19 protein-coding genes and 1 pseudogene are annotated in these 22,947 nt (G+C 63.1%); 8 read left to right on the top strand and 12 right to left on the bottom strand.

From position 1 onward, the window contains the following. Positions 1–97: 97 nt before the first annotated feature. The 4 genes and pseudogenes from AC4PS7_RS17950 to AC4PS7_RS17935 all read left to right on the top strand — a co-directional run. The gene (locus AC4PS7_RS17950; RefSeq protein WP_010209732.1) at positions 98–1,072 is read left to right on the top strand and encodes an ABC transporter substrate-binding protein; all 975 of its coding nucleotides are present in this window, start codon (positions 98–100) and stop codon (positions 1,070–1,072) included. Positions 1,073–1,085: 13 nt separating this feature from the next. Beyond that, positions 1,086–1,223 carry a hypothetical protein gene (locus AC4PS7_RS17945; RefSeq protein ID WP_010209731.1) on the top strand — a complete coding sequence of 46 codons (138 nt, stop codon included), beginning with the start codon at positions 1,086–1,088 and terminating at the stop codon, positions 1,221–1,223. After that, positions 1,220–2,398 (top strand): acyl-CoA dehydrogenase family protein, encoded by a 1,179-nt coding sequence (locus AC4PS7_RS17940; protein ID WP_010209730.1) that lies wholly within the window; start codon positions 1,220–1,222, stop codon positions 2,396–2,398. Before AC4PS7_RS17945 ends, AC4PS7_RS17940 begins: the two co-directional genes overlap by 4 nt. A gap of 14 nt (positions 2,399–2,412) precedes the next feature. Beyond that, a pseudogene (locus tag AC4PS7_RS17935) lies at positions 2,413–2,535 on the top strand (dihydrofolate reductase); the annotation flags it as partial. 68 nt (positions 2,536–2,603) lie between these two features. Here AC4PS7_RS17935 and AC4PS7_RS17930 read toward each other — a convergent pair. From AC4PS7_RS17930 to AC4PS7_RS17910, 5 genes are all read right to left on the bottom strand, one after another. Continuing rightward, complete coding sequence (locus tag AC4PS7_RS17930; protein WP_183703109.1) at positions 2,604–3,401, bottom strand: energy transducer TonB; 798 nt, start codon at positions 3,399–3,401, stop codon at positions 2,604–2,606. Then, positions 3,398–3,844 (bottom strand): protein TolR, encoded by a 447-nt coding sequence (gene tolR, locus AC4PS7_RS17925; protein ID WP_198832337.1) that lies wholly within the window; start codon positions 3,842–3,844, stop codon positions 3,398–3,400. Before tolR ends, AC4PS7_RS17930 begins: the two co-directional genes overlap by 4 nt. A 15-nt stretch (positions 3,845–3,859) precedes the next feature. Next, positions 3,860–4,552 (bottom strand): protein TolQ, encoded by a 693-nt coding sequence (gene tolQ, locus AC4PS7_RS17920; protein WP_010209725.1) that lies wholly within the window; start codon positions 4,550–4,552, stop codon positions 3,860–3,862. A 46-nt stretch (positions 4,553–4,598) separates the two neighbouring features. Further along, positions 4,599–6,464 carry a phytase gene (locus AC4PS7_RS17915; RefSeq protein WP_492179656.1) on the bottom strand — a complete coding sequence of 622 codons (1,866 nt, stop codon included), beginning with the start codon at positions 6,462–6,464 and terminating at the stop codon, positions 4,599–4,601. A gap of 65 nt (positions 6,465–6,529) precedes the next feature. Further along, positions 6,530–9,043: a TonB-dependent receptor gene (locus AC4PS7_RS17910; RefSeq protein WP_492179655.1), complete on the bottom strand. Its 2,514-nt coding sequence runs from the start codon at positions 9,041–9,043 to the stop codon at positions 6,530–6,532. 381 nt (positions 9,044–9,424) lie between these two features. Here AC4PS7_RS17910 and AC4PS7_RS17905 point away from each other — a divergent pair, with 381 nt between their 5' ends. Together AC4PS7_RS17905 and AC4PS7_RS17900 are read left to right on the top strand one after the other, a co-directional pair. Continuing rightward, positions 9,425–10,339 (top strand): GGDEF domain-containing protein, encoded by a 915-nt coding sequence (locus tag AC4PS7_RS17905; protein ID WP_492179654.1) that lies wholly within the window; start codon positions 9,425–9,427, stop codon positions 10,337–10,339. A gap of 1 nt (position 10,340) precedes the next feature. Then, the gene (locus AC4PS7_RS17900; protein WP_044287338.1) at positions 10,341–11,378 is read left to right on the top strand and encodes an AraC family transcriptional regulator; all 1,038 of its coding nucleotides are present in this window, start codon (positions 10,341–10,343) and stop codon (positions 11,376–11,378) included. On the opposite strand, the gene AC4PS7_RS17895 is transcribed toward AC4PS7_RS17900, so the two are convergent. The 5 genes from AC4PS7_RS17895 to AC4PS7_RS17875 all read right to left on the bottom strand — a co-directional run bounded on the left by AC4PS7_RS17895 (position 11,365) and on the right by AC4PS7_RS17875 (position 16,850). Further along, positions 11,365–12,246 (bottom strand): LysR family transcriptional regulator, encoded by an 882-nt coding sequence (locus AC4PS7_RS17895; protein ID WP_044287339.1) that lies wholly within the window; start codon positions 12,244–12,246, stop codon positions 11,365–11,367. The two genes, AC4PS7_RS17900 and AC4PS7_RS17895, sit on opposite strands and share 14 nt — an antisense overlap. Before the next feature lie 199 nt (positions 12,247–12,445). After that, entirely contained in the window at positions 12,446–13,063 is a 618-nt protein-coding gene (ycaC, locus tag AC4PS7_RS17890; protein ID WP_010209715.1) for an isochorismate family cysteine hydrolase YcaC, read from the bottom strand. A gap of 29 nt (positions 13,064–13,092) precedes the next feature. Beyond that, positions 13,093–14,931, bottom strand: coding sequence for an amidohydrolase (locus AC4PS7_RS17885; RefSeq protein WP_492179653.1), 1,839 nt, complete (start codon positions 14,929–14,931; stop codon positions 13,093–13,095). After that, positions 14,928–15,518 carry an antibiotic biosynthesis monooxygenase gene (locus AC4PS7_RS17880; protein WP_010209713.1) on the bottom strand — a complete coding sequence of 197 codons (591 nt, stop codon included), beginning with the start codon at positions 15,516–15,518 and terminating at the stop codon, positions 14,928–14,930. Before AC4PS7_RS17880 ends, AC4PS7_RS17885 begins: the two co-directional genes overlap by 4 nt. Positions 15,519–15,941: 423 nt before the next feature. After that, positions 15,942–16,850 carry a LysR family transcriptional regulator gene (locus AC4PS7_RS17875; RefSeq protein WP_010209712.1) on the bottom strand — a complete coding sequence of 303 codons (909 nt, stop codon included), beginning with the start codon at positions 16,848–16,850 and terminating at the stop codon, positions 15,942–15,944. Between the two features lie 206 nt (positions 16,851–17,056). Here AC4PS7_RS17875 and AC4PS7_RS17870 point away from each other — a divergent pair, with 206 nt between their 5' ends. After that, positions 17,057–17,455: a helix-turn-helix domain-containing protein gene (locus tag AC4PS7_RS17870; protein WP_010209711.1), complete on the top strand. Its 399-nt coding sequence runs from the start codon at positions 17,057–17,059 to the stop codon at positions 17,453–17,455. A 58-nt stretch (positions 17,456–17,513) separates the two neighbouring features. Then, entirely contained in the window at positions 17,514–20,276 is a 2,763-nt protein-coding gene (locus tag AC4PS7_RS17865; protein ID WP_492179652.1) for an ATP-binding protein, read from the top strand. On the opposite strand, the gene AC4PS7_RS17860 is transcribed toward AC4PS7_RS17865, so the two are convergent. Next, complete coding sequence (locus AC4PS7_RS17860) at positions 20,223–21,746, bottom strand: ATP-binding protein (protein ID WP_492179651.1); 1,524 nt, start codon at positions 21,744–21,746, stop codon at positions 20,223–20,225. The genes AC4PS7_RS17865 and AC4PS7_RS17860 overlap by 54 nt on opposite strands. 95 nt (positions 21,747–21,841) lie before the next feature. Next, on the bottom strand, positions 21,842–22,792 hold the full coding sequence (locus tag AC4PS7_RS17855) for a GlxA family transcriptional regulator (protein WP_492179650.1): 951 nt from the start codon (positions 22,790–22,792) through the stop codon (positions 21,842–21,844). Positions 22,793–22,947 lie beyond the last annotated feature (155 nt).

Below are 22,947 nucleotides of genomic sequence, written 5' to 3'. Positions count from 1 at the left end.
GACAGTTTTTATAGGCATAACGTTAACCCATGCACCGACCCCTTCTCCAGGCGGAGGTAAACGAACCTTTTCTTGATCTGCCTGGAGCCTGCATTCCATGGTCTTTACCACCCCCTTCAAGCGCCTGCTCCTGGGCACCGCACTCGCCTTCGGCCTGATCGGCAGCAGCCACGCCGCCGACCTGCAACCGCTGCGCGTAGCCAATCAGAAATCCACCATCAAGGCGCTGCTGGAAGCTTCCGGCGAATCGGAAAACGTGCCCTACGACATTCGCTGGGCGGAGTTCCCCTCCGCCTCACCCCTGGGCGAAGCCTTGAATGCCGGGGCCGTAGACATCGGCGCCCTTGGTGATGCGCCCTACGTGTTCGCCCTGGGTGCCGGTGCGTCGCTCAAGGTGGTCAGCATCATTCACGCTGAGGGGCGTAACACCACCGCCCTGGTGGTCACCAGGAACTCACCGATCAAGACCGTCGCCGACCTCAAGGGCAAGAAGATCGTCACCGGGCGCGGCTCCATCGGCCATTACCTGGCGATCAAGGCCCTGGCCACCGCCGGCTTGACCACCCAGGATGTGCAGTTCATTTTCCTGCTACCAAGCGAATCGCGCCTGGTGCTGGATAACGGTACTGCCGACGCCTGGGCCACCTGGGACCCGTACACCACGGTGGTCACCTCGCAAAGCCAGGCCCGCGTGCTGATCAGTGGCAACAAGCTGTTGAGCAATCACCTGTACCTCGCGGCCACCCGCCAAGCCATCGCCGACAAGCGCCCGCAACTGGATGACTTTGTCGCCCGCGTCGACCGCGCTTATGCCTGGGCCAACGTGCACCCTCATGAGTACGCGGCCGCCCAGGCCAAGATCACCGGCCTGCCGCTGGATGTGCATGTCGAAGTGGCCAAGGACACCCACCTGACACCGGTCGCCATCGACGATGCGGTTATCAGCGGCCTGCAAACAACCGCCGACACCTACCAAAAAGAGGGCCTGTTGCTCAAGCACATCGACGTGTCTCAGGGCTTCGACAAGAGCTTCAACGCCAAGCGTGTCCCCCTTTCCCAAGCATCGCGCTAAATAGGAGCAGAACATGAGCGAGCCACGGCATTTGAAACTGGATGCGCCGTTCCCGGAACTCGGTGACCTGGGTTCCAACAGCCAGAAAGGCGGCTCCGACCGCTACAGCGTCGCCGCCGAGGTTGAAGCGCAGCAGCAGGCGCTGGCATGAGCCAATCCTCGCACCCTGCCCTACGCTCCGTGGAAGTCGCCCACTTCGAAGCCCTGCTCGAACGTCTCACCGTCGAGCTGGCCAGCACCGCGCACCTCTACGACGAGAGCGGCGCCTTTCCCCACGCCAACTTCCAGTTGCTGCACCAGCATGGCCTGGTCGCCCTCACCGTGCCCAAGGCTTTTGGCGGCGGCGGTGCCAGCCTGCTCCAGGCGCGCAAGGCCATCAGTGCGATCGCCAAGGGCGAACCGTCCACGGCACTGATCCTGGTGATGCAGTACTTGCAGCACACGCGACTGCAAGACAGCAAGACCTGGCCCGCCCACCTGCGCACGCAAGTGGCCGAAGACGCCGTGCGCAACGGCGCCTTGATCAACGCCCTGCGTGTCGAACCCGACCTTGGCACCCCGGCCCGCGGCGGTCTGCCGGCGACCACCGCGATACGCACCGCCGAGGGCTGGCGCATCAGCGGCCGCAAGGTCTACTCCACCGGCAGCCACGGCCTGAGCTGGCTCAGCGTGTGGGGCCGCAGTGATGATGCCGACCCACTGGTGGGCGCCTGGTTGGTGCCCAAAGACAGTCCCGGCGTGACCATCATCGACACGTGGGACCACCTGGGCATGCGGGCTACGTGCAGCCATGAAGTGGTGCTCGACAACGTGTTGGTGCCGCTGGACCATGCCGTCAGCGTCAGCCCGTGGAGCGCGCCGACGCCGGAGCTGGATGGCGAAGGCTTGCTGTGGATGTCGGTGTTGCTGTCCTCGGTGTACGACGCCGTGGCCCAGGCTGCGCGGGACTGGCTGGTGAACTGGTTGGAAGCGCGTACGCCGTCCAACCTCGGTGCTGCGCTGTCGAGCTTGCCGCGGTTCCAGGAAACCGTCGGCCATATCGACACCCTGCTGTTCGCCAACCGCAGCCTGCTTGACGCTGCCGCCGAAGGTCACACGCCAGCCGCCAACGCGGCGCAGTTGAAATACCTGGTGACCCACAACGCCATCCGCGCCGTGGAGCTGGCCATCGAAGCCTCGGGCAACCCCGGCCTGTCGCGCCATAGTCCGTTGCAACGGCATTACCGCGACGTGCTGTGCAGCCGCGTACACACCCCACAGAACGACGCCGTATTGCAAGGCATCGGCAAAGCCGTCTTCGTCCAACGCCAGAAGGAACGTACATGAGCCCGGTGAGCCAGATCGCGCGGGGCGGGTTGCTGAATCACGAGGCGTTGCGGGATGGGCATCCTTTGTATACCCACCCGAGCGTGAGGTTGTCGCCGCGTACGTCGGCGATTTCCACCAACAGCCGCAATGAGATCTGGAGCGGTATGCGGCGGGCTCCGAACAGGCGAATCTCACCAACGCCTAACGCGGTAAAAATCTAGGATTATTTGATGCGGTAGTGGAAGGTGTTGCGCACCGCCGGCACCGCAACTGCCTTGCCATCCACCATTCTCGGTTGGTAGCGGAAGGTATTCGCCGCCGCCAGGGAAGGCCGCATGAACAGTGGGTGGCAGCCGTCCAGCACCCTGGGGTTTTCCACGCGGCCCAGGGTGTTGACGGTGTACTCCACCGAACAATCGCCTTCAATGTTCTTGTCCAGGGCACGCTCCGGATAGTCCGGCGCCTCCTTGCTCAAGGGTTGGTACTGGCGGCTGTCGAATGCCGGCGCAGCGGCCGGGGCTGCAGGGCGTGCGCGTTCAGCGGCGAGGCGCTCCTGGGCCAGACGCTGCTGCTCCAGCTCGCGGTTGCGTTGTTCAGCGGCCTGGCGTTGCTGTTGCTGTTGCTGTTGCTGTTGCTGTTGCTGCTCCAGCTTCCTTTCCTCGACCCGCTTGCGCGCCAACGCGGCTTTTTCCAGTTTTTGTGCCTGGACCTGTGGATCAACGACCGGTTTCGCCGGCACGGGAACCACGACAGGCTCCGGCGCAGGCGCTGCGACCGCCGCCGGCTCAGGCATTGGCACTGGCACTGGCACTGGCGCTGGCGGCATTATCACCAACTGGGTATGCATCACCCTTGGCGCTTCCAGCGTGGGTGCTTCCGTCGACCAACCCAGCATCAGCGCCGCCAGCACCCCCACATGCAGCGCCACCGCGAGGCTGGCCGCCAAGCTGTTTCTCCAGAGCCCGGAAAACGCCGGGGGCGCCATCGTCAGCAGCGGACTGTGCATGATCATCGCCGTCATTGCGGGGCCTCGGTCACCAGCCCCAGGTTGCTTACACCACCCTTCTGCAACACCGCCATGGCCGCCACGACCTTGCCGTATCCGGCGTTGTCATCGGCGCGGATGTACACCTGGGTGTCGCTGCGCGCCGCCACCACCTGCATGACTTTGGCGCCCATTTCATCCAGGGTCACGGCGCTGTCGGTCTGGCGCGTGGTGTCGAGTTCGCCGCCCAGGTTCCAGTAGTAGCCGCCGTCAGCCTTGACCGACAGCGTGAGGATCTGCTGGCGCGTATCGCTCGCCAGTGCTTCGGCGGCGACCTTGGGCAGCTCGATTTTCACGCCCTGGGTCAACATCGGGGCGGTGACCATGAAGATCACCAGCAGCACCAGCATCACGTCGATGTAAGGCACCACGTTCATCTCCGCCTTGGGCCCGTGCTTGCGTTGTGGCCTGGTCAACATCGGTTTGCTCCTTGTTCAGGCGGCCACGGCCAGGTTGATCGGCGTACCGCGCAAGGTGCGGTGCAGACGCACTTGCAGTTCGTTACCAAAGGCGTAGTAGCGAGTCAGCAAGGTCTGCCCACGTGCCGCGAAACGGTTGTAGGCGATCACCGCCGGGATGGCCGCGAACAGGCCGATGGCAGTGGCGATCAATGCCTCGGCGATGCCCGGCGCTACCGTCGACAACGTGGCCTGTTGCACCTGGGACAAACCGATAAAGGAATTCATGATGCCCCACACCGTGCCGAACAAGCCGATGTAGGGGCTGACCGAACCCACAGTCGCGAGGAATTGCAGGCCCTTTTCCAGCTCGATTTCCTGCTCGGTGATCGCCACCTGCAGCGCGCGCTCGACACCTTCCAGCACCGCCGGGTCGTGGCCCTGCAGGTGCTGATATTCCTGCACCCCCGCGATAAAGATCGGCGCAACGCCACCCTCGCCCGCCTGCACGGTTTCGCGGTACAGCGGCTGCAAGTCAGGCGCAGCCCGAAAGCGCAGCACAAAACCTTTCAACTGCCGCTCCAGGCGTCGCAGGACACTGGCGCGCTGGATGATCAGGTACCAGCTGAGCAAGGACGCCAGCAGCAATGTGACCATCACTGCCTTGACCAACAGGCTGGCGTCACTGATCAAGCCCCAGATCGTCATATGTTCCATCGTCGCGTGCATGGTTAAGCTCCTATTCGATTAAAAAGTGATGACCGGGTGATGACGCCTACGGCAATTTCAACGCGCGGGTCACGTCGGCCCAGGGCACGAACTTGAAGTTCTGGGTCTGTTCGGGCATGCGCTTGCGCCCGTCCTGCACCACCAGCAGGCCCTTGCTCCAGGGGCCGCCAAGGTTGATGGCAGTGACTTCCAGGCCGTCGGTTTCGGAAGCGCCATCGATCGCTGCCGCCGCATTCAGGCCGACGCGAAAGGCACCGTGCATGGCGAACGGTGGCTCGGCATCCAGCACCAGGTAGCTGTCATTGCCCTGGCTGGAGATCACCAGGTAGTCGCGTTCATCGCTCTGGTACAACGCCAGGCCCTCGACATCCGCATGCAGCTGCGGGCCGACCTTGATCACGCTGGTGAGCGTGGCCGGTTGGTCGGCACGCGCATCCACCGCCCAGACGCCGACGTCTTCTTCACCGATGAACAAACGCTGGCGCTGGTCGTCGGCCACACAGCCCTCGGGTTGGCTGTCGACGTTGAACTGGCGCACCAACTCGCCCTGCACCCGGCCGTCCGGTGCACTCAGGCGGTATTGAAGGAAGGTGCCGTCCTTGCCGTTGGCAATCGCGTAGATCTCACCGCTGGCGGGCTGGAACAGGCAAATGCCATAGATTTCCTTGAGTGGCGTCGGCACTTCACCGGCTTCGCGCAGTTCGCCGCTGCGACGGTCGATGCTGAACAGGCTCAGGCTGTTGTGATCACGATTGCTGGCCACGGCCAGGTCGACGGTCTGCGCCCCGAGCTTGAAGTTGGGGCGCACGTCAACGTTATTCAGGCGACCGACCGCAAGCTCCTGCAACAGCTTGCCGTCGAGGTCATAGGCCAGCAGGCCGTGTTTTTTGTTGGTACCGAGCACGCGGCTGCGGGCCGGTTGTTCGGGGTGAATCCAGATTGCGGGATCATCCGCCGCATCGCCCTGGCGACCGACCGGGTCGGTCTGGCGCAGAGCGGCGACTTCCGGCAATACCGACTCGGTGGCCACAGGCTTGGGCTGCCAGTCGAGTTGGCCTTGGTAGAGCCGACCGGTGTCGTCATCGCGCACCAGCACTTGCTGGCCGTTGACGCTCAGTTGCTCCGGTTCTTTCAGGCCCGGCAGCGTCAGGCTGCCCTGTTCCACCCAACGCTCGCCGGTGTGCTGAAACAGATGCAGTTGGGCAGTCTTCGGGTCCAGCGTCACCAGCCCACCCGGCACCAACGCCATGGCGCCAGCCTCGCGTTTGGGAGCGTCAAACAGCGCCACCGGCGTGCGTTTCACCTCCGCCTCCGGGTGCGCCGGGTAGGCCCACCAGCCGACGTTTTCTTCATTGACCAGCAACTGCTGGGTCGCGTCATCCACCTGGCAAAACTGTGCCGACGGCGGCAGTGGCAAACCACGCACGCGCTGAGGCTCGCCTGACAGCGTCGAACCATTGCCCACCAGCCATTGTTCACCCTTGCCCTCGTCTCCCACCAGGAACACAAACAGGTTGGCGGCTGCGTCGCGGAACAGGCACAGGCCATTGACCGGGTAGTCGCGAGTCGGCAGGTACAGCGGTTTGCCGAAGGTTTTAGCCGAGGCATCGAGGTTCACCAACAGCGCTTGCTGGCGGTCGTTGTCGAGGCTGGCAACCAGCACCTGGTTGCCAGCGATGCGGGTGTCAAGGCTGCTGAAATTACCGTTGAAGCGGACCAGTTCGGCACCTTTGCCGTCGAGCAGTTGCAGGCCGTTGCGGGTACCGGCGGCCAGGCGCTCAGTGCGGCCCGGCAGGAAAGTCACCGCGTCAGCATTCAGGCTTGGCGCCCAAGGGGTGAGCGCCAGGTCGGCGGCCATGACCGGCGAGCACGCGGCCAACACCATCATTAGGTAGAGCTTGGACATTCTCATGAACAATCAAAATCCTTGTCGTGCAGGAGCGAATTCGCTCGCGCCTACAGTGGAAAAATGGCGAGTTAGAAGTGGGTGAACGTCAGGCCCAGCTTGTAGGTCGGGCCGTACTCTTCGTACTGGCCGTTGTAGCTGCGGTGGCCGGTGTAGAGGAAGTACGACTCATCGGTAAGGTTCTGGGCCTCGAAGCTGACTTGCAGGTTCTTGGTCAGTGAGTAGCGCGCGCTGAAATCAACGAAGGTCTGGGCGTCGACGTGCAGGTCGTGGGCCTTGTCGTTGATTGAGGCCAGCTCGTAGAGGTAGGCCGATTTGTAGTTGGCCGACAGACGCAGGCTGAGCTTGTCGTCTTCCCAGCCAAGCATCAGGTTGCCGACGGTGTCTGACTGGTTAGGCAGGCTGATGTTGCGTTTGCGATTCGAACCGCTGGCGCTGTCGAAGCCTTCGATGTCGGCGCTGGAACGGCTGAACGTGGTATTGGCACCGATCAGCAGGCCGTTCCACGGTGCAGGCAGCCAATCGAATTTCTGTGAGTAGGCCAGTTCCAGGCCGTAGAGCTTGGCACTGTCACCGTTGGCATAGGTATGCGCCTCGGAAAAGTTGGCCCAGGCCCCGCTGCCGGCCAGGTCGGTGTTGTAGACGAAGTTCTTGATGTCCTTGTAAAACACAAACGCCGAGACGGTGCCGGCGCGGCCCATGAAGTGCTCGATGCCGAGGTCGAGGTTGCTCGATTCCAGGGGCTTGAGGTCCGGGTTGCCGAAGGTGGCCTCGTCATCGTCAATGACAAACCCCGGCGCCAATTGGCCGAAGGTCGGGCGCACCACGGCTTTGGTCCAGGCCGCGCGCACCTGGGTGTTCTTGTCGATCTGGTAGCGCGCATGCAGGCCCGGCAGCCAGTGGTGATAGCGGCGCTTGGTCTCGGTGGGCGTGAACACGCCATCGGTGGCGCCTGTGCCCTTGGCTTCGAACTCGGTACCTTCGTAACGCAGGCCGGCGATGAAGCGCCAGTCGTCGATATCGATAGTGTTCATCAGGTAACCGGCGTTGATGTCTTCACGGAGGGTGAAGTCGTTGACCCGGGATTCAGTCTCGTCATAGAAGTCTGCGGCGTTGAGGTTGCCGATCAGGTGTTTGATGCTGCTGGGGCTGATGCCTGGCCCGTAGTTGCCCAGGCGGTAGTCCACGTTGCCTTTCTGGAATTGGCTGAGGTTGAGCTGGTCGTCGGTAAAACCGAGGGTGTCGAAGTCTTTGTAAACCCAGGCTTCCAGGTCGTTGTCCTTGTTGCGACGGCTGACCTTGCCGCCGAACTTCACCTGGGACGCATAGCCGCTCAGGTCGTAGTCGCGGGCCAGGTCCAGGCGCAGGTTTTTCTCGGTGTCCTTGGTGTTCTGTTTTTCCCAGTCGACCTTGTCTAGGGTGAAGTTGCGTGCGTCATAGAAGCCGCTGCCAATGATCGGGCGTGGCGTGTCTTTGTCGTAGAAGCCGCTGCTGGCAAAGTCACCGCCGTCGAACGTGGCGCCGGCGATATGCGCCGGGCTGTCTTCACTGGATTGGCTGTAGCCGGCCTGGCCACTCAGGGTCCACAGGCCGAGCATGCGCTCGCCACCGAACACATAGGACTGGATTTTCTGGGTCTCTTCGCGGTTCTTCAGCTTGCGCTTGGCCTCGGCATCGCCCAGTTCGCCGGCGGCGAGTGGGTCGGCAAATTCGATGCTGGTGGCGTTACGGGTCTCGGTGTCTTTGTAGCTGCTGTAGAGGGTGCGCAGGTAGTAGCTGCTGAGGTCATCGGGCTTGTAATCGAAGTTCAGACCGCCACCGGCACGTTCTCGACTGATGTCGTAGTCACGCTGTTCGAATTCGTTGAGCTTGGCGCCATGGGTGAAATCCCACGCGCCGCCGGTCTCGACGTTGTCCGAGCCGAAGTCACGCTTCTGCCAACTGAGCGCGGCGGCCACACCGAAGTTGTCGACGCCGTCGCCGAGGCTGAAACGGTTGCTGGCAGCGCCGGAGAATTTCGGGCTGGTCTGGTGGGTGTTCTTGTCGTAGCTGGCTTCGGTGCTCCCGGTGTAGAACAGGCCCTTGTGGTCGAAGGCCGACAGGCTTTGCACATCGACGGTGCCGCCGAGGGAGTTGGCGTCCATGTCCGGGGTGAGGGTCTTGATCACCGACAGCGACTGCACCAGCTCCGAAGGCAGCACATCGAGGGCCACCGCGCGGCGTGCGCTTTCCGGGGCGGGCACCAGGGTGCCGTTGATGGTCACGCTGTTGAGGTCCGGGCCCAGGCCGCGCACGCTGACAAAGCGCCCTTCGCCCTGGTCGCGTTCCACGCTGATACCCGGCAGGCGCTGCGCCGCTTCGGCGACGTTTTCATCCGGCAACTGGGCCACGCCGTCGGCATGCACCACGCTCTTGATGCTGTCGGCGCTGCGTTGCTCCTTGAGCGCCTGATCCATGGCTGCCGCCTGGCCGACCACTTCGACGTGCTCGGTGTTGCTCACTTCGGCCGCCGAAAGCCGCTCGCTGGCAATTGCCAGGGCCAAGGCAGTAAGCGTGAAGCCGACGAGCCCGGTGCGCTTGTACATGCAATCCTCCCCAAGAATCCGTTGGCGCCAGGCAAGAGGCCCGGCAACTGGAAGGGCACGCTAGGGGTGGGGGATGACGGTTCTGTGACAAGGGGTGGCGTGAAGGCCCGTAAACAAGGGCTCTACGCTGGGATTCGATGTGAAATGAGCTGATATGACCTGTGAAGATCAACTGTGGGAGGGGGCTTGCCCTCGATGGCGGTAGGTCAGTCACCTGATTTTCCGCTGACACACCGCTATCGGGGGCAAGCCCCCTCCCCCATTTTTGATTTTCAATGCCTGGACGGATGAGCTGATTCGACCCCTCCCCACCGTCACGCAACCGTCACATCCATCTGCTGTGCTGGCGCCCATCGCTTATTTGCCCAAGGACTCGCGGCCATGTTTTCCGTGCTCAAGCCCCACCGCTGGAAACTCTCCATGTTGCTGATCGCGGCTAACCTCGGGCTGATCCTGCACCTGGCCTGCGGCGATTTGAAAAGCTTCAGCGAATGGGTGTGGCTGGATATCGTCGGCGAAGGCGGCTCCGCGCTGTTGGCGTTGGTCTGGCTGGGCCTGGTGCTGAAAAGCCGCCCCGCCGGGCGCGTCACCAACTACCTGGCGCTAGGCCTGTCATGCATCTTTTTCTCCTGGTGGATCGACAGCCTCGACGAATTCATCCGCCTGCCCGACAGCATCACCTGGGACCACTGGCTGGAATCCGGACCAATGCCGGTGGGCATGATCCTGCTGACCATCGGCATCTACCATTGGCACCGCGAGCAACTGGCGATCAGCGCGCAGATGGAAAAGCGCGAGCGGTTGTTTCGCGAGCATCGGCTGTTCGACAAACTCACCCCCTTGGCCGGTGCCGACTACCTCAAGCGCCAGCTGGCCGACAGCCTGCAGGACAGCCACACCCAGCAACAACCCCTGTCGCTGCTGGCTCTGGACCTGGACAACTTCGCCGCCATCAACCAGGCCTACGGGCATGCCGAGGGCGACGCGGTGCTGCAGGCCCTCAGCCATTTGTTGTTGCTCAACCTGCGCCGGCAGGACCTGCTGTGCCGCCTGGCCGGCGATCGGTTTGTGGTGCTGCTGCCCAATACCGGCGAGCGCCAGGCCAAGGCGCTGGCGCTGGAGTTGCAACAGGCAGTGCGCGGCCTGGCCCACAAAACCCGGCTGCACGGTGAACGTCTGCAACTGGCGGCGACCACTGCCGTGGTCATGGCCCTGAACGAGCCGCCCCACGACCTGCTCAAGCGCCTCAACCTGGCCCTGGCCAGGGCCAAGCAGCCCCTGGCGAAAAGCGCCTGAGATGGCCGTCAAAACCAGCTGGTACGAAGCCGACAGCCGCTTTATTCCCGGTCACTACCAACCGGCCACGCTGATCGACCTGGCCCTGTCACGGGACATCGACAGCCATCGCCTGCTGCGCGGCACCGGCTTGTTCCACGAAGACATCCTGGCCGGCACTGCGCGGTTGAGCCCGCAGCAGTTCCTCGGATTGATCGGCAACAGTCGCAAGTTACTGGACGCGGATGACAGCAGTTTTCTGTTTGGCCAACGCCTGTTGCCCGGCTACTACGGCGCCGCCAGCCACGCGTTGGGTCATGCACAGAACCTGCACCAGGCCCTGGACATTCTGATCCAGCAACAGGTGTTGCTCAGCCCGCTGGTCACCCTGCAACTGGAGCTGGATGAGCACCACGCCTACCTGTACTGGCTGGACAGTTGCGGCGCCGGTGAACACTGGCGCTTCCTGCTCGAAGCCAGCATGACCTCACTGGTTGCCATGAGCCAATGGCTCAGCGGCGAGCGCCTGCCGTGGACGGCCAGCTTCAGCCATGCCGAACCGCGTTATGTCGAACAGTATTGGGTGCACCTGGGGGAAGACACGCGTTTCGAGCGACCGCTGGACATGCTGAGCATCCCCCGCGAACACCTCATCCGCGCGTGGCCCGGCGCCTCGGCCACCGCAGGCCAAGTCGCGCGCCAACACGCCCGCGAGCAGATCGAACAGCTGGGTTTCACCAGCAGTTTTCTTGATTGTCTCTACGACTACCTGCACGAGCAGGTGCGCCAGCCGCCAAGCCTGGAACAGGCCGCGCACGCCTTCGCCATGAGCCCGGCGACCCTCAAGCGCAAGCTGCATAAACATGCCACCGGCTTTCAGCAGCAGGTTGACCGTGTGCGCAAGCAGGTGGCGCTGCACCTGTATCAGGTCAAGGGTTACAGCAATGACGAAGTGGCGGCGTACCTGAACTTCAACGACGCGGCAAACTTTCGCCGTTCATTCAAGCGCTGGACCGGTAGCACGCCCCACCTGATCCGCCAGCTGTTCAACAGTCGCTAGCCAGGCGTTCACGCAGGAACTCCACCAGTGCCTGCACCGGCCGCGAGCCTTGCCGGTGTTGCGGGTAAACCGCTGACAGGGTTAGGGCCTCGGGGGCGAATTCGTCGAGGACGGTGACCAGGCGGCCGTCCTTCAACGCGTCGCCGACGATAAAGGTCGGCAGGTAGGTCACGCCCAGGCCGGCGATGGCCGTGTCGCGCAGCAGGTCGCCGTTGTTCACACGCATGCGCCCGCTGACGTTCAGCGCCTGCACCTTGCCCTTGAAGCGCCACTGCACCTGACGACCATGGCCGTAGGGCAGGCAATCGTGTTCGGCGAGGTCGTCGGGTTTATGCGGCGTACCGCGCAGGGCCAGGTAGTCGGGGCTGGCGCAGTACACCCGGGGAATGCTGGCGATGCGACGGGCAATCAAGGTGGAGTCTTCCAGGGTGCCGATGCGCAGCACCAGGTCGTAGCCTTCGCCGATCAGGTCCACGGGGCGGTCGCTCAAGTCCACCTCCACCGCGACCTGGGGATAGCGCCGCAGGAACAGCGGCAACAGGCAACCCAGGTGGGCCATGGCAAACGACAAAGGCGCGCTCAGGCGAATGGTACCGCGGGGTTCGCTGTTCTGGCCGGCGATGCCCTGCTCCACCTGCTCGACTTCACTGAGCAGGCGCAAGGCGGACTCGTAGTAGCTCTGGCCGAGTGGCGTGACGTCCAGCCGGCGCGTGGAACGGTTGAGCAGGCGTACGCCCAGGCGGTCTTCCAGTTGGATCAGGCGGCGGCTGACGAACTGCTTGGACAGCCCCAATTGCTCGGCGGCGGCGGTGAAACTGCCGGACTCCATGACCTGGCAGAACAGGCGCATGTCTTCGAAGGGGTTCATTGTCGCTTCTCGGTGGACATTTGCGGTTTTTATAGCGGTTTAGTGGGCACGCCACAAACCAAAATAGGGAAACACGAACAAATGTGGGAGGGGGCCTGCTCCCGAATGCAGTGGGTCAGTCACAGATGCTGGGACTGACACACTGCATTCGGGAGCAAGCCCCCTCCCACAGGGAATTACCTACATCCTTGAGGGCTAGTTACTTGGCAGTGAACGCCGAGTAGCTGTTCATCAGGTTGCGGTAGTTGGGAATGCGCGGCGACAGCAGGTTGGCCAGGCCTTCCATGTCGTTGCGCCAGTCCACTTGCAGCTCGCAGGCCACGGCAAACCAGTTCACCAGTTGCGCACCGGCGGCCGTCATGCGCGCCCAGGCAGCTTGTTGCACGGTTTCGTTGAAGGTACCGGAGGCATCGGTGACCACGAACACTTCAAAGCCTTCATCGAGGGCACACAGGGTCGGGAACGCGACGCACACATCCGTCACCACGCCGGCAATGATGATCTGCTTGCGGCCGGTCGCCTTGACCGCCTTGACGAAATCTTCGTTGTCCCAGGCGTTGATCTGGCCAGGGCGGGCGATGTACGGGGCGTCCGGGAACAGGGCTTTGAGCTCTGGAACCAGTGGACCGTTAGGACCGCTTTCAAAACTGGTGGTCAGGATGGTCGGCAGGTTGAAGAATTTGGCGACGTCAGCCAACGCCAGCACGTTGTTCTTGAATTCGTTCGGGGAGAAGTCCTGTACCAGAGAAATCAGGCCGGTCTGGTGATCGACCAACAGGACCACGGCGTCATCTTTGTTCAAGCGCGAGTAAGGCATGGGGTAACTCCTTTAGGGATGTATGGAATTCAGAAGGCAAAGCACGAGCAGCCAAACGCACCCCAGAAACCCTGGAAGTCGCTGACCGGCACACTGGAAAGGCGCGCCTTTTCATGGCTGTGGGAATGCACGCCGCACGGCCCGCTGCATTGGTGCACCTGAGCCTGCAAGGGCGAGCTTGGGCGCCAGTGCCCTGGCACCTTGACCACCGGCGACCAATCCGGCAGCACCGGAACGCGCGGCGGTGCGTAATCTTCGAAGTCACCGGCGCCGTAGACCACCTTGCCGCCGACCACGGTCAGTACCGACTCGATCCACTTGATGGCCTCTTCGTCGAGGCTGAAGAAGTCCGCCGACAGTGCCGCCACGTCGGCCAACTGCCCGACCTTGATCTGGCCCTTCTTGCCCTGCTCGGACGAGAACCAGGCGCTGCCATGGGTGAACAGCTCCAACGCGGTGAGGCGCGGCAGGCCCTCGGCGTGCAGTTCCAGGCCACCGACGGTGCGGCCGCTGACCATCCAGTACAACGAAGTCCACGGGTTGTAGCTCGACACCCGCGTGGCATCAGTGCCCGCCCCGACCGGCACGCCTTCGGCGAGCATGCGCTTGATCGGCGGCGTGGCTTCGGCGGCCTTGGCGCCGTAGCGCTCGACAAAGTACTCGCCCTGGAATGCCATGCGGTCCTGGATCGCGATCCCCCCGCCGAGGGCGCGCACACGCTCGATATTTTTCGGGGTGATGGTTTCGGCGTGGTCGAAGAACCACGGCAAGCCGTTGAACGGGATGTCGCGGTTGACCTTCTCGAACACGTCGAGCATGCGCGAGATGGATTCGTCATAGGTCGCGTGCAGGCGGAACGGCCAGCGCTGCTCCACCAGGTGGCGTACCACCGGCCCCAGCTCCTGCTCCATGCTCAACGGCAAATCCGGGCGTGGCTCAAGGAAGTCTTCAAAGTCCGCCGCCGAGAACACCAGCATCTCGCCCGCGCCGTTGTGGCGCAGGTAGTCATCGCCCTGGTGCAGGGTGACGCTGCCGGTCCACTGCTTGAAGTCGCTGAGTTCTTCCTTGGGCTTCTGGGTGAACAGGTTGTAGGCGATACGCACCGTCAACTGTTCGTCCTTGGCCAGTTGCTCGATCACTGCGTAATCGTCCGGATAATTCTGGAAACCGCCGCCGGCATCGATGGCGCTGGTCAGGCCCAGGCGATTGAGTTCACGCATGAACTGGCGAGTCGAGTTGACCTGGTATTCCAGCGGCAGTTTCGGGCCTTTGGCGAGCGTCGAATACAGGATCATCGCGTTGGGACGGGCCACCAGCATACCGGTAGGGTTGCCGTGGCTGTCACGCACGATCTCGCCACCCGGCGGGTTTGGCGTGTCCTTGGTGTAGCCGGCCACGCGCAGCGCAGCACGGTTGAGCAAGGCGCGGTCGTACAGGTGCAGCACGAACACCGGCGTATCGGGCGCTGCCTGGTTCAACTCTTCGAGGGTCGGCATGCGTTTTTCGGCGAACTGGAACTCGTTCCACCCCCCCACCACGCGCACCCACTGCGGGGTTGGCGTACGGTCGGCCTGGTCCTTGAGCATACGCAGGGCATCGGCCAGGGACGGCACGCCTTCCCAACGCAGTTCGAGGTTGTAGTTCAAGCCACCACGGATCAGGTGCAAGTGGGAGTCATTGAGGCCGGGGATGACGGTACGGCCCTTGAGGTCGATGACCTGGGTACCACTGCCGCGCAGGGCCATGGCTTCACCGTCACTGCCCACGGCGACAAAGCGCCCCTCGCGGATCGCGACGGCAGTGGCGCGTGGGTTTTCACGGTCCACAGTGTGGAACTGGCCATTGAACAGAATCAGATCGGCGTTCATAGGGTTTCCTTTACAGAGGCTTCAAGCCAGGGAGCGAACAGGCGGGTGGCCGCCGGCATCAACAGGTAGACCACCAGCACAACGATAGTCACGGTGACCAGGAACGTGGCGACCACGTAGTTGGACAGGAACGGGTGCAGGCGCAATACCGGGCCCCACACGATGGGTACCAGCAGGGTCAGCGGCAGGATGACGCACAAGGTGACCACCGCCTGTTTCCAACGCGGCGGCTTGGCGGCGTTTTCAGATTCGGGGTTGAACCAGAATTCGTTAACCGCGCCGATTTCGGTGTTGTCACCTTCGGCCAGCATCGGAGTGGCTTCGGCGATCAAGGTCTTGCGTTCGGGAGAGTCTAGCCAGGTTTCAAGGTCGTCGGTGGAGCGGTAGCGCAATATGCAGGTGAACAGTGCCAGTTTGCCCTGCTTGCTGCGCACTACGTCGACACCGAGGTGGCCAGGACGGTCGCCGGCGATGCGCACGATGCGGCGTAGCCAGGCTTCGTAGTCGGCTTCATGGCCTTGTTTGATCAGGTGTTTGACGACGAGGGTGACGACTTCGTCGGGGCCGGGTTTTGCTGCTGGGTCCATGGGATGTCCCTCTGCCTTGATGTTTCAGCGATGAGGGGGAGTTTGCCGGGGGTGCGGTGGGGAAAATTGGATGTACGTGCTGTTTGGTGGGGTTGCCCGAGATCACGATCAACAGCCAGATCAAGAGCAGCAAGATATCGGCTGATAGAGGCAGACCCAAATGTGGGAGCGGGCTTGCTCGCGAATGCGGTGGGTCAGTTGATATATCTGTAACTGACCCACCGCATTCGCGAGCAAGCCCGCTCCCACAGTTTTTGACCGAGTTCGACCACACAATACCGGTCGGCTATAAGACTGCCGCGCTTTGGTTTTTGATCTTCGGCGCCCCCGTAAAACACGCTGACCGAACGCAGGCTTTGGAGCGTGCGCAAGGGCGGAACCAATAGCTGTCGTTACCGCAGAAATGGATATGGACTCAAAAGATCAAACCACCCGCGCCATATGCTCCCCAATCCGCGCCCGCAACCAGCGCTCTGCCGGATCATTGTCATGCACCCCACTCCACACCATCGACAACTCCGCCGCGTCGATGGCGAACGGCGGGTCCTCCGCGCGCAAGGCGGTGCCTTCGGTCAACGCACACGCCGCATAATCGGGCACCGTCGCGATAATCTGGGTGCCCGCCAGCAGCGCCCGCAACCCGCTGAACTGCGGCACGGCCAACACCACCCGCCGCGCCCGGCCGATGCGCGCAAGGTCCAGGTCAATGTTGCCGCTCAAATCCCCGGAAAACGACACCATCGCATGGGGGCGCTCACAGTAGTCATCCAAGGTCAGCGGTGCAGCACCGTCATCCCCACGCAAGACCTTGCACGGAATGTCCCGCAGTTTCTTGCGCTTGGCATTCGCCGGCAACTCGGTGGTGTAGCTCACCCCTACCGTGATCTCCCCACTGGCCAGCAACGACGACATCAAGAGGTAATTAGCCCGGCGAACCACCACGATTATCCCTGGGGCCTCCTCGCGCAGTTGACTAAGCAGGGGTGGGAACAGGCCAAATTCAGCGTCGTCCGAGAGGCCGATGCGGAACACCGCACAACTGGTAGAAGGGTCGAAATCCTTGGCACGGCTGACGGCGCCGGAAATAGTGTCCATGGCCGGTTGCAACTCCTTGAGTATCGCCACGGCGCGTGGCGTGGGCTCCATGCCCCGCCCATTACGCAGCAGCAACGGGTCGTCGAACAGATCGCGCAGACGCCCCAAGGCCGCACTCACCGCCGGCTGCCCCATAAAAAGCTTTTCGGCGACACGGGTCAGGTTCTTCTCGAACATCAACGCTTCGAAAATCACCAGCAGGTTCATGTCGACGCGGCGCAGGTCGTTGCGGTTCATAGGAGCATGTCCAAACGGTTGGCAAGCCTACAGATAAGCATGGGAAAAGCGCCCTGCATTGCATGCCTGTGCTGTCTTTTCCAGCTCGGCACCTGGCGAAATTAACAACGATTAACTCGTCAGCCGGATGGTCCGGCAACAAGATGGGCCCCGTCTACACTGCATCCATCCACCGGGAACGCTCCCATCGACTGCGGATATTTGTCATGGCCCGACTCGAGCAATATGCCCCTCGTCTGTCCGCCACCGGAGGCCTGTGCCCTCGGCGCGAGCGCATCGCCAAGCAACTGATCCTGGCCAACCTCGGCGAAAGCCTGGCCATTGCCGACCTGGCCCAGGCCTGCGCGTTGTCACGCAGCCATTTCTCCCGTGCGTTCAAGTGCACCACCGGGTTGTCGCCGCAGGAGTGGATCCGTCAACAGCGCATCCAACGGGCCAAGGAACTGATCACCAGTTCATCCCTGAGCCTGACGCAAATCAGCCTGGAATGCGGGTTTTGCGACCAAGCGCACTTTTGCCATATGTTCACCCGCAGCGAAGGCGTCAATCCCATGACCTGGCGAAATCGCTACTTACGCCATAAGCCTCAAGTGATCGCAGCCTAGTGGTCGGTGCTTACCTGGAATATGCTGGCCGCTCTGTCCTTTTCGAGCATGGCCTTCCATGAGTGACCTCAGCGACCAGGCTGTGCATTTCGGCCCCTATCGCATCCACCCGCGCCAGCGCCTGGTGCTGGAGGCCGGTCGCCCGTTGCGCCTGGGGCGGCGCGCAGTGGAGATCCTGCTGATCCTGCTCGAACAGGCCGGCAATGTCGTGAGCAAGCAGGAATTGATCGCCCGCGTCTGGCCCAAAAGTGTGGTGGAAGACGGCAACCTGCGGGTGCATATGGCGGCGTTGCGCAAGGCCTTGGGCGATGGCCAGGCCGGGCAGCGCTATATCGTGACCGTCGCCCAGCGCGGCTACAGTTTTGTTGCGCCACTGAGCATCGAACCGATGACGCTACCCACCGAGGGCGCCCCGCAAGGCACGTGCCACAACCTGCCGCTGCGCCGTACCCGGATGCTCGGGCGCCAGGCCCTGATCGACAGCCTGGTGCAGCAACTGCCCGAACAGCGCTTTATCACCCTCACCGGCGCCGGCGGGATCGGCAAGACCACTGTCGCGCTGCGGGTGGCGGAACTGCTGATCGGGCATTACCGCGACGGCATACGTTTTCTGGACCTGGCGCCGCTGAGTGCGCCGTCGATGATCTTGCCCAACCTCGCAGCGCTGCTCGACCTCACCCACACTGAGCATGAGCCCCTGGTCGCGTTCGCCCGCAGCCTGCAGGAACGCCAGGTGCTGCTGGTGATCGATAACTGCGAGCACCTGCTGGACGACATCGCCCTGATCAGCGAAACCCTGCTACGCCACGCGCCGAGGCTGCATATCCTGGCGACCAGCCGCGAGGCACTGCGCGCCGAAGGTGAGTACGTGCAGCGCCTGGAGCCCCTGGCTTGCCCGCCAGCCACCGGCAACCGCGCCCAGGCGTTGGGCTATCCGGCCCTGCAATTGTTGATCGAACGGGCCATGTCCCACCAGGACAGCTTTGAACTGAGCGACGCCGAACTGCCGCTGGCGATCGATATCTGCCAGCGCCTGGACGGCATTCCCCTGGCGATCGAGTTGGTGGCGGCGCAGATCGAACGCTTTGGTTTGCCAGGTCTACTGGTGCAAATGGAGGACAACTTCCGTTTGCTGACCCGCGGTCGGCGCAGTGCCCTGCCCCGCCATCAAACCCTGCGGGCCACGCTGGACTGGAGCTTTGAACTGCTCACGGCCTGCGAGCAGATCTGCCTGCGTCGCCTGGCCGTGTTTCGCGGCGGGTTCAGCCTGGCCAGCGCGGCGGCGGTGATTGCCGGGGGACAGGTCGCACCGACCGAGGTGCTGGTCTCGATCACGCAATTGGTTGCCAAGTCGTTGCTCAATGTAGAAGCCGGTGATGACGAGATGGTCTATCGCCTGCTGGACATCACCCGCACCTACGCCCTGGAAAAGCTTAGCGTTGCCCAAGAGCTGGACGCCACCCGCGACCGCCACGTCGAGCGCTGCCTGGCGCTGATGGAACAGGCGCGCGAGGATTGGGAGTCGGTCGCCACTCAAGCCTGGATCGACCGCTATGCACCGCTGCGTGAAGATATCCGCTCGGCCCTCGACTGGGGGCTCGCGCAGGAGGGCGAACACCTGCTGGCGATTCGCTTGACGGTCAGCGCAATGCCACTGTGGCAAGAGTTGTCGTTGCTCAGGGAACACCGCTTGTACGTGGACAAGGCGCTGGCGTTGATGGACCAGGCCGCCTCGCCCTGCCCCCGTTTGACGATGCAACTGCAGTTGGCGCTGGGCAGCCTGTCCTATCACGCCATGGGCGGTGCCCCGCAGACCATTGCCGCGTTTGTCAGTGCACGGCGTTTGGCCGACGCGAGCGAAGATGTCCCAGGGCAATTGCGTGCGGTTTCCGGGCATATGGCGGTGAACCTGTGTGCTGGCCAGTATCGCCAGGCGCTGGCGCACAGTCTGCAGTTCGATCGTCTCGACCCACGCACCGACCCGCAACTGGACATCAGCGCCCAGCGCTTGCGCGTACTGGCCCAGCACTACAACGGCAACCAGGCACTCGCCCGGCACAATGCCGAGCAAGTGATCCAACGCATGACGCACAGTGGCCACCTCAACCGGTTTGCCCACGGCATCGGTGTGCAATACGACCAGAGCGTCGCCTCACTCACGGTGCTGGCGCGAATCCTGTGGTTGCAAGGCTTTCCCGAGCAAGCCTGGCGCACCGCCAGCCAAGCGCTGGGGTTGGCGCAGCAGATCAATCATGGCACCTCAATCTGTTACACCCTGGCCCTGGCGGGCGTGGTCATCGCCCGCTACAACGGTGACGAAGACGCCGCCCAGACCCTGCAGGCTTTGCTGTTGGAACACGCCCACAAGCATTCGGTGCAGTTATTCAAGACCTGGGCAGGCCACTACGCGGGAATCCTCGGGCACAAGGACCTGCAAGGCCTGGGGTTGATCGAGGACATCCTTGTCACGCTGGGTTCCCACTCTGTGGACGCGCCCGGGTTCGACCGTGCCCGCGCCGGCGACGCGGGCTGGTGCACCCCGGAAATCCTGCGGGTACACGCCGAAAGCATGACCGATGCCCGCGCAGCCGAAGCACTGTTGCTGGAGGCCCTGGGCCTGGCGCACCAGCAAGGCGCGCTGGCCTGGGAATTGCGCTGTGCAACGTCACTGGCGGGTGTGTGGCTGTCCCAAGGCCGTCTAGAGGCTGCACGGGACTTGCTGGGCTCGATTTACGCGCGGTTCACTGAAGGCTTTGCCACCCCTGACCTAGTCCGCGTACGCCGCCTGCTCGACGAGTTGCAGGACAAACGGCCGGCCTGAAAACGGCCCCAGGTAATGCCCATAGCCCTGCTGCAAGCGCGCCACCTGCTCCGGGTCACGCAGCTGCGCCAGGGCATAGCTGCGCACGCAGTTGAGCAGGCGGTAGCGCGCAAGGCCCGGGCCAGGTTCAAGGCTTAGCAGCGAGGTATCAACCAGGCGCCCCAGCAGGTACGACAGGTCTGCGTGTTCCAGTTCAGTCCCGCTGAGCAGCTTGCTCAAGGTGGGCAAGGTTACGGCCATCTTGAACAAACTCAACTGCAGGAACAGCCAGCGCTCCGGCAGGCTCAGGCGTTGGTAGGTCCAGTCCAGGGCAGCTGTCAGGGATTGATGGCGTTCCACCGCCGTGCGCCGGCCGCGGGTCAGCACCTGCAAGCCTTTGCTCAGTTGCTGCTGCAAGCCGCGCACGCCGAGCGCATCGACCTGGGCGGCGGCCAGTTCAAGGGCCAGTGGGATGCCATCAAGGCGCCGGCAGATATCGCGCAGCGGCGCCAGGTCCTGGGGCCGCAGCACAAACCCCTGCTGACCGGCGCTTGCCCGCGCCGCAAACAACTGCACGGCCGGATACGCCATCGCCTGCTCAACACTGCCCAGCGCCGACGGTGCAGGCACTGCCAACCGGGGCACGCGTTGCACCCACTCGCCCGCGACATGCAGGGCTTCACGGCTGCTGACCAGCACGCTGACCTGGGGCGCTTTTTCGCGCAGCACCCGCACCAGGTGCCGGCACGCGCCCAGCAGCAGGTCGGCGCCATCCAGCACCAGCAAGAGCTGGCGGGAGGCCAATTGATGGCCCAGCTCGGTGGCACTGGCGATGGGCTCCAGGTGCAATGCCGTGGCCAGGTGGCGCAGCATGGCCACCGGCGCCTCGACGGTGGCCAGGTCGACCCACCACACGCCATCCCGGTAGCGCGGCAATACGTGTTCGGCCAACGCCAGGGCCAGGGTGCTCTTGCCGACGCCGGCGCAGCCAGTGAGCGTCATCAACTGCAGCCCGGACAGACGCCGCACCAGTACACCCAGCAATGCCTCGCAGCCCATCACCGCGCTGAGCCGTGCGCTCAGATTGTGGCGGGGCAACGTGGCTGGCAGCCCTTCCTGCAGCTTGACTGCGAAGCAATAGCCACGCTGGGGGTCGTTGAGGATATAGCGCTGCCCATCGAGGGCACGGCGCAGTGCTGCGATGTGCACGCGCAGGTTGTTCTCCTCCACCACGCTGTTCGGCCAGACCCGCTCGATCAACGTCGCCTTGCTGATGAATTGCCCGGGTGTTTCGAGCAGCACCGTGAGGATATCCAGCGCACGTCCCCCCAAGGGCACCGGCCAGCCAGACTTGCTGACCCTCCGCTGTTGCCGGTGAAAGACATAAGCGCCGAAGCGCTGCGTGCCATTAATGTCAATCGCCTGAGGGTTATTCATGCGTGTAAAAGCGCTGAAACGCCCGGCCTTGGGCGTCTGCGCATCCTTTTCCATGGGCCTGACGCTATCTTGCCACCTGGGGATGGCAGGACAATGCTGGCACGGGGAGCGACACGGACATTCGGGTGCGCAACACGGACATTCTGTCGTTAACTGAACTGTTGTCGGTATTGGGTCGGGTTCAGGCCCAGTTTCTCGCTGAACAAAAAGCGCATATGCCGCACGCTGCCGAAGCCTGCGTGGAACGCCACGGTCTTGAGCGGCAGGTCAGTGGTTTCCAGCAACTGCCGGGCGCGGTCGATGCGCGCGCCTTGCAGGAACGCCATGGGCGTCATCTGCACCTCCTTGGCGAACAGCCGCGCAAAATGCCGCGCACTCATGCCAGCCAACGCGGCCATGGACTCGATGGTGAAGGGTTGGCACAGATGTTCGAGCACATGGTTCTGCACACGGGTAATCGCGGTTTCTTGAGGCGCAACCGCCGCCGTCATCGGGCTGAACTGGGCTTGCCCGCCCTGGCGCTTCATCACCACCAGCAGCACCTTGGCCACGTCCACCGCGACTTGCTTGCCGTGGTCCTGGGCCACCACCGACAGTGCCAGGTCGATACCGGCCGTAACGCCGCCCGAGGTGATCAAGCGACCGTCCTGCAAATAGATACGATCAGTTTCGACAATAGCATTGGGGAACGCCTTGATCAGCCGCTCGGTGTAGTGCCAATGGGTGGTCACGCGGTGATTGTCCAGCAGTCCGGCATGCCCGAGCACAAAGGCCCCGGTGCAGATAGAACCGAAGCGCCGCGCCCGCGGGGCTGCTGCCTTGAGCCAGGGCAGCAACGCGGGGTGGCATTCGTTGTAGGCACCGGGACCACCGGGCACCAGCAACAGGTCATAGGCGTCCTGGGCCTGGTCCAGCAACAGATCAGTCTGCACCGCTACGCCATTGGAGGCACGCAGCGGGCCGGGCTCGGTGCCGAGGGTGAGGATCCGGTAGTGCTCCGCCGCCGGCAGGTAGCGATTGGCAATCGAAAATACTTCCAGCGGCCCGGCCATGTCGAGCAGGAGGAAGTCCGGAAACAGCGCCATGGCCACGGTTTTCATATCGGGGAGGATCCATCGTCAAGGAGTGCGGACGGCATTATGGCACGTCCACCACTGTCAACTCATGAGAGACAGTTATTCAGTTTTCATCTTCTTAATGAATGTTTCAGTAACCATTAACCTTCTTCTCAACGCCGGAGCCCTGCATGTCGCAG

The sequence above is a fragment of the Pseudomonas sp. DW-iso3 genome, assembly GCF_058725305.1.
This window is presented reverse-complemented; position numbering and strand designations above follow the sequence as displayed.

Coding starts and splice junctions, on each gene's coding strand:
- AC4PS7_RS17915 (WP_492179656.1), bottom strand. CDS start 6,464: ATGAGAATGTCCAAGCTCTACCTAATGATGGTGTTGGCCGCGTGCTCG.
- AC4PS7_RS17865 (WP_492179652.1), top strand. CDS start 17,514: ATGAGTGACCTCAGCGACCAGGCTGTGCATTTCGGCCCCTATCGCATC.
- ycaC (WP_010209715.1), bottom strand. CDS start 13,063: ATGCCTTACTCGCGCTTGAACAAAGATGACGCCGTGGTCCTGTTGGTC.
- AC4PS7_RS17880 (WP_010209713.1), bottom strand. CDS start 15,518: ATGGACCCAGCAGCAAAACCCGGCCCCGACGAAGTCGTCACCCTCGTC.
- AC4PS7_RS17870 (WP_010209711.1), top strand. CDS start 17,057: ATGGCCCGACTCGAGCAATATGCCCCTCGTCTGTCCGCCACCGGAGGC.
- AC4PS7_RS17950 (WP_010209732.1), top strand. CDS start 98: ATGGTCTTTACCACCCCCTTCAAGCGCCTGCTCCTGGGCACCGCACTC.
- AC4PS7_RS17930 (WP_183703109.1), bottom strand. CDS start 3,401: ATGACGGCGATGATCATGCACAGTCCGCTGCTGACGATGGCGCCCCCG.
- AC4PS7_RS17860 (WP_492179651.1), bottom strand. CDS start 21,746: ATGGAAAAGGATGCGCAGACGCCCAAGGCCGGGCGTTTCAGCGCTTTT.
- tolR (WP_198832337.1), bottom strand. CDS start 3,844: ATGTTGACCAGGCCACAACGCAAGCACGGGCCCAAGGCGGAGATGAAC.
- AC4PS7_RS17910 (WP_492179655.1), bottom strand. CDS start 9,043: ATGTACAAGCGCACCGGGCTCGTCGGCTTCACGCTTACTGCCTTGGCC.
- AC4PS7_RS17855 (WP_492179650.1), bottom strand. CDS start 22,792: ATGAAAACCGTGGCCATGGCGCTGTTTCCGGACTTCCTCCTGCTCGAC.
- AC4PS7_RS17905 (WP_492179654.1), top strand. CDS start 9,425: ATGTTTTCCGTGCTCAAGCCCCACCGCTGGAAACTCTCCATGTTGCTG.
- AC4PS7_RS17885 (WP_492179653.1), bottom strand. CDS start 14,931: ATGAACGCCGATCTGATTCTGTTCAATGGCCAGTTCCACACTGTGGAC.
- AC4PS7_RS17940 (WP_010209730.1), top strand. CDS start 1,220: ATGAGCCAATCCTCGCACCCTGCCCTACGCTCCGTGGAAGTCGCCCAC.
- AC4PS7_RS17875 (WP_010209712.1), bottom strand. CDS start 16,850: ATGAACCGCAACGACCTGCGCCGCGTCGACATGAACCTGCTGGTGATT.
- AC4PS7_RS17945 (WP_010209731.1), top strand. CDS start 1,086: ATGAGCGAGCCACGGCATTTGAAACTGGATGCGCCGTTCCCGGAACTC.
- AC4PS7_RS17895 (WP_044287339.1), bottom strand. CDS start 12,246: ATGAACCCCTTCGAAGACATGCGCCTGTTCTGCCAGGTCATGGAGTCC.
- AC4PS7_RS17900 (WP_044287338.1), top strand. CDS start 10,341: ATGGCCGTCAAAACCAGCTGGTACGAAGCCGACAGCCGCTTTATTCCC.
- tolQ (WP_010209725.1), bottom strand. CDS start 4,552: ATGCACGCGACGATGGAACATATGACGATCTGGGGCTTGATCAGTGAC.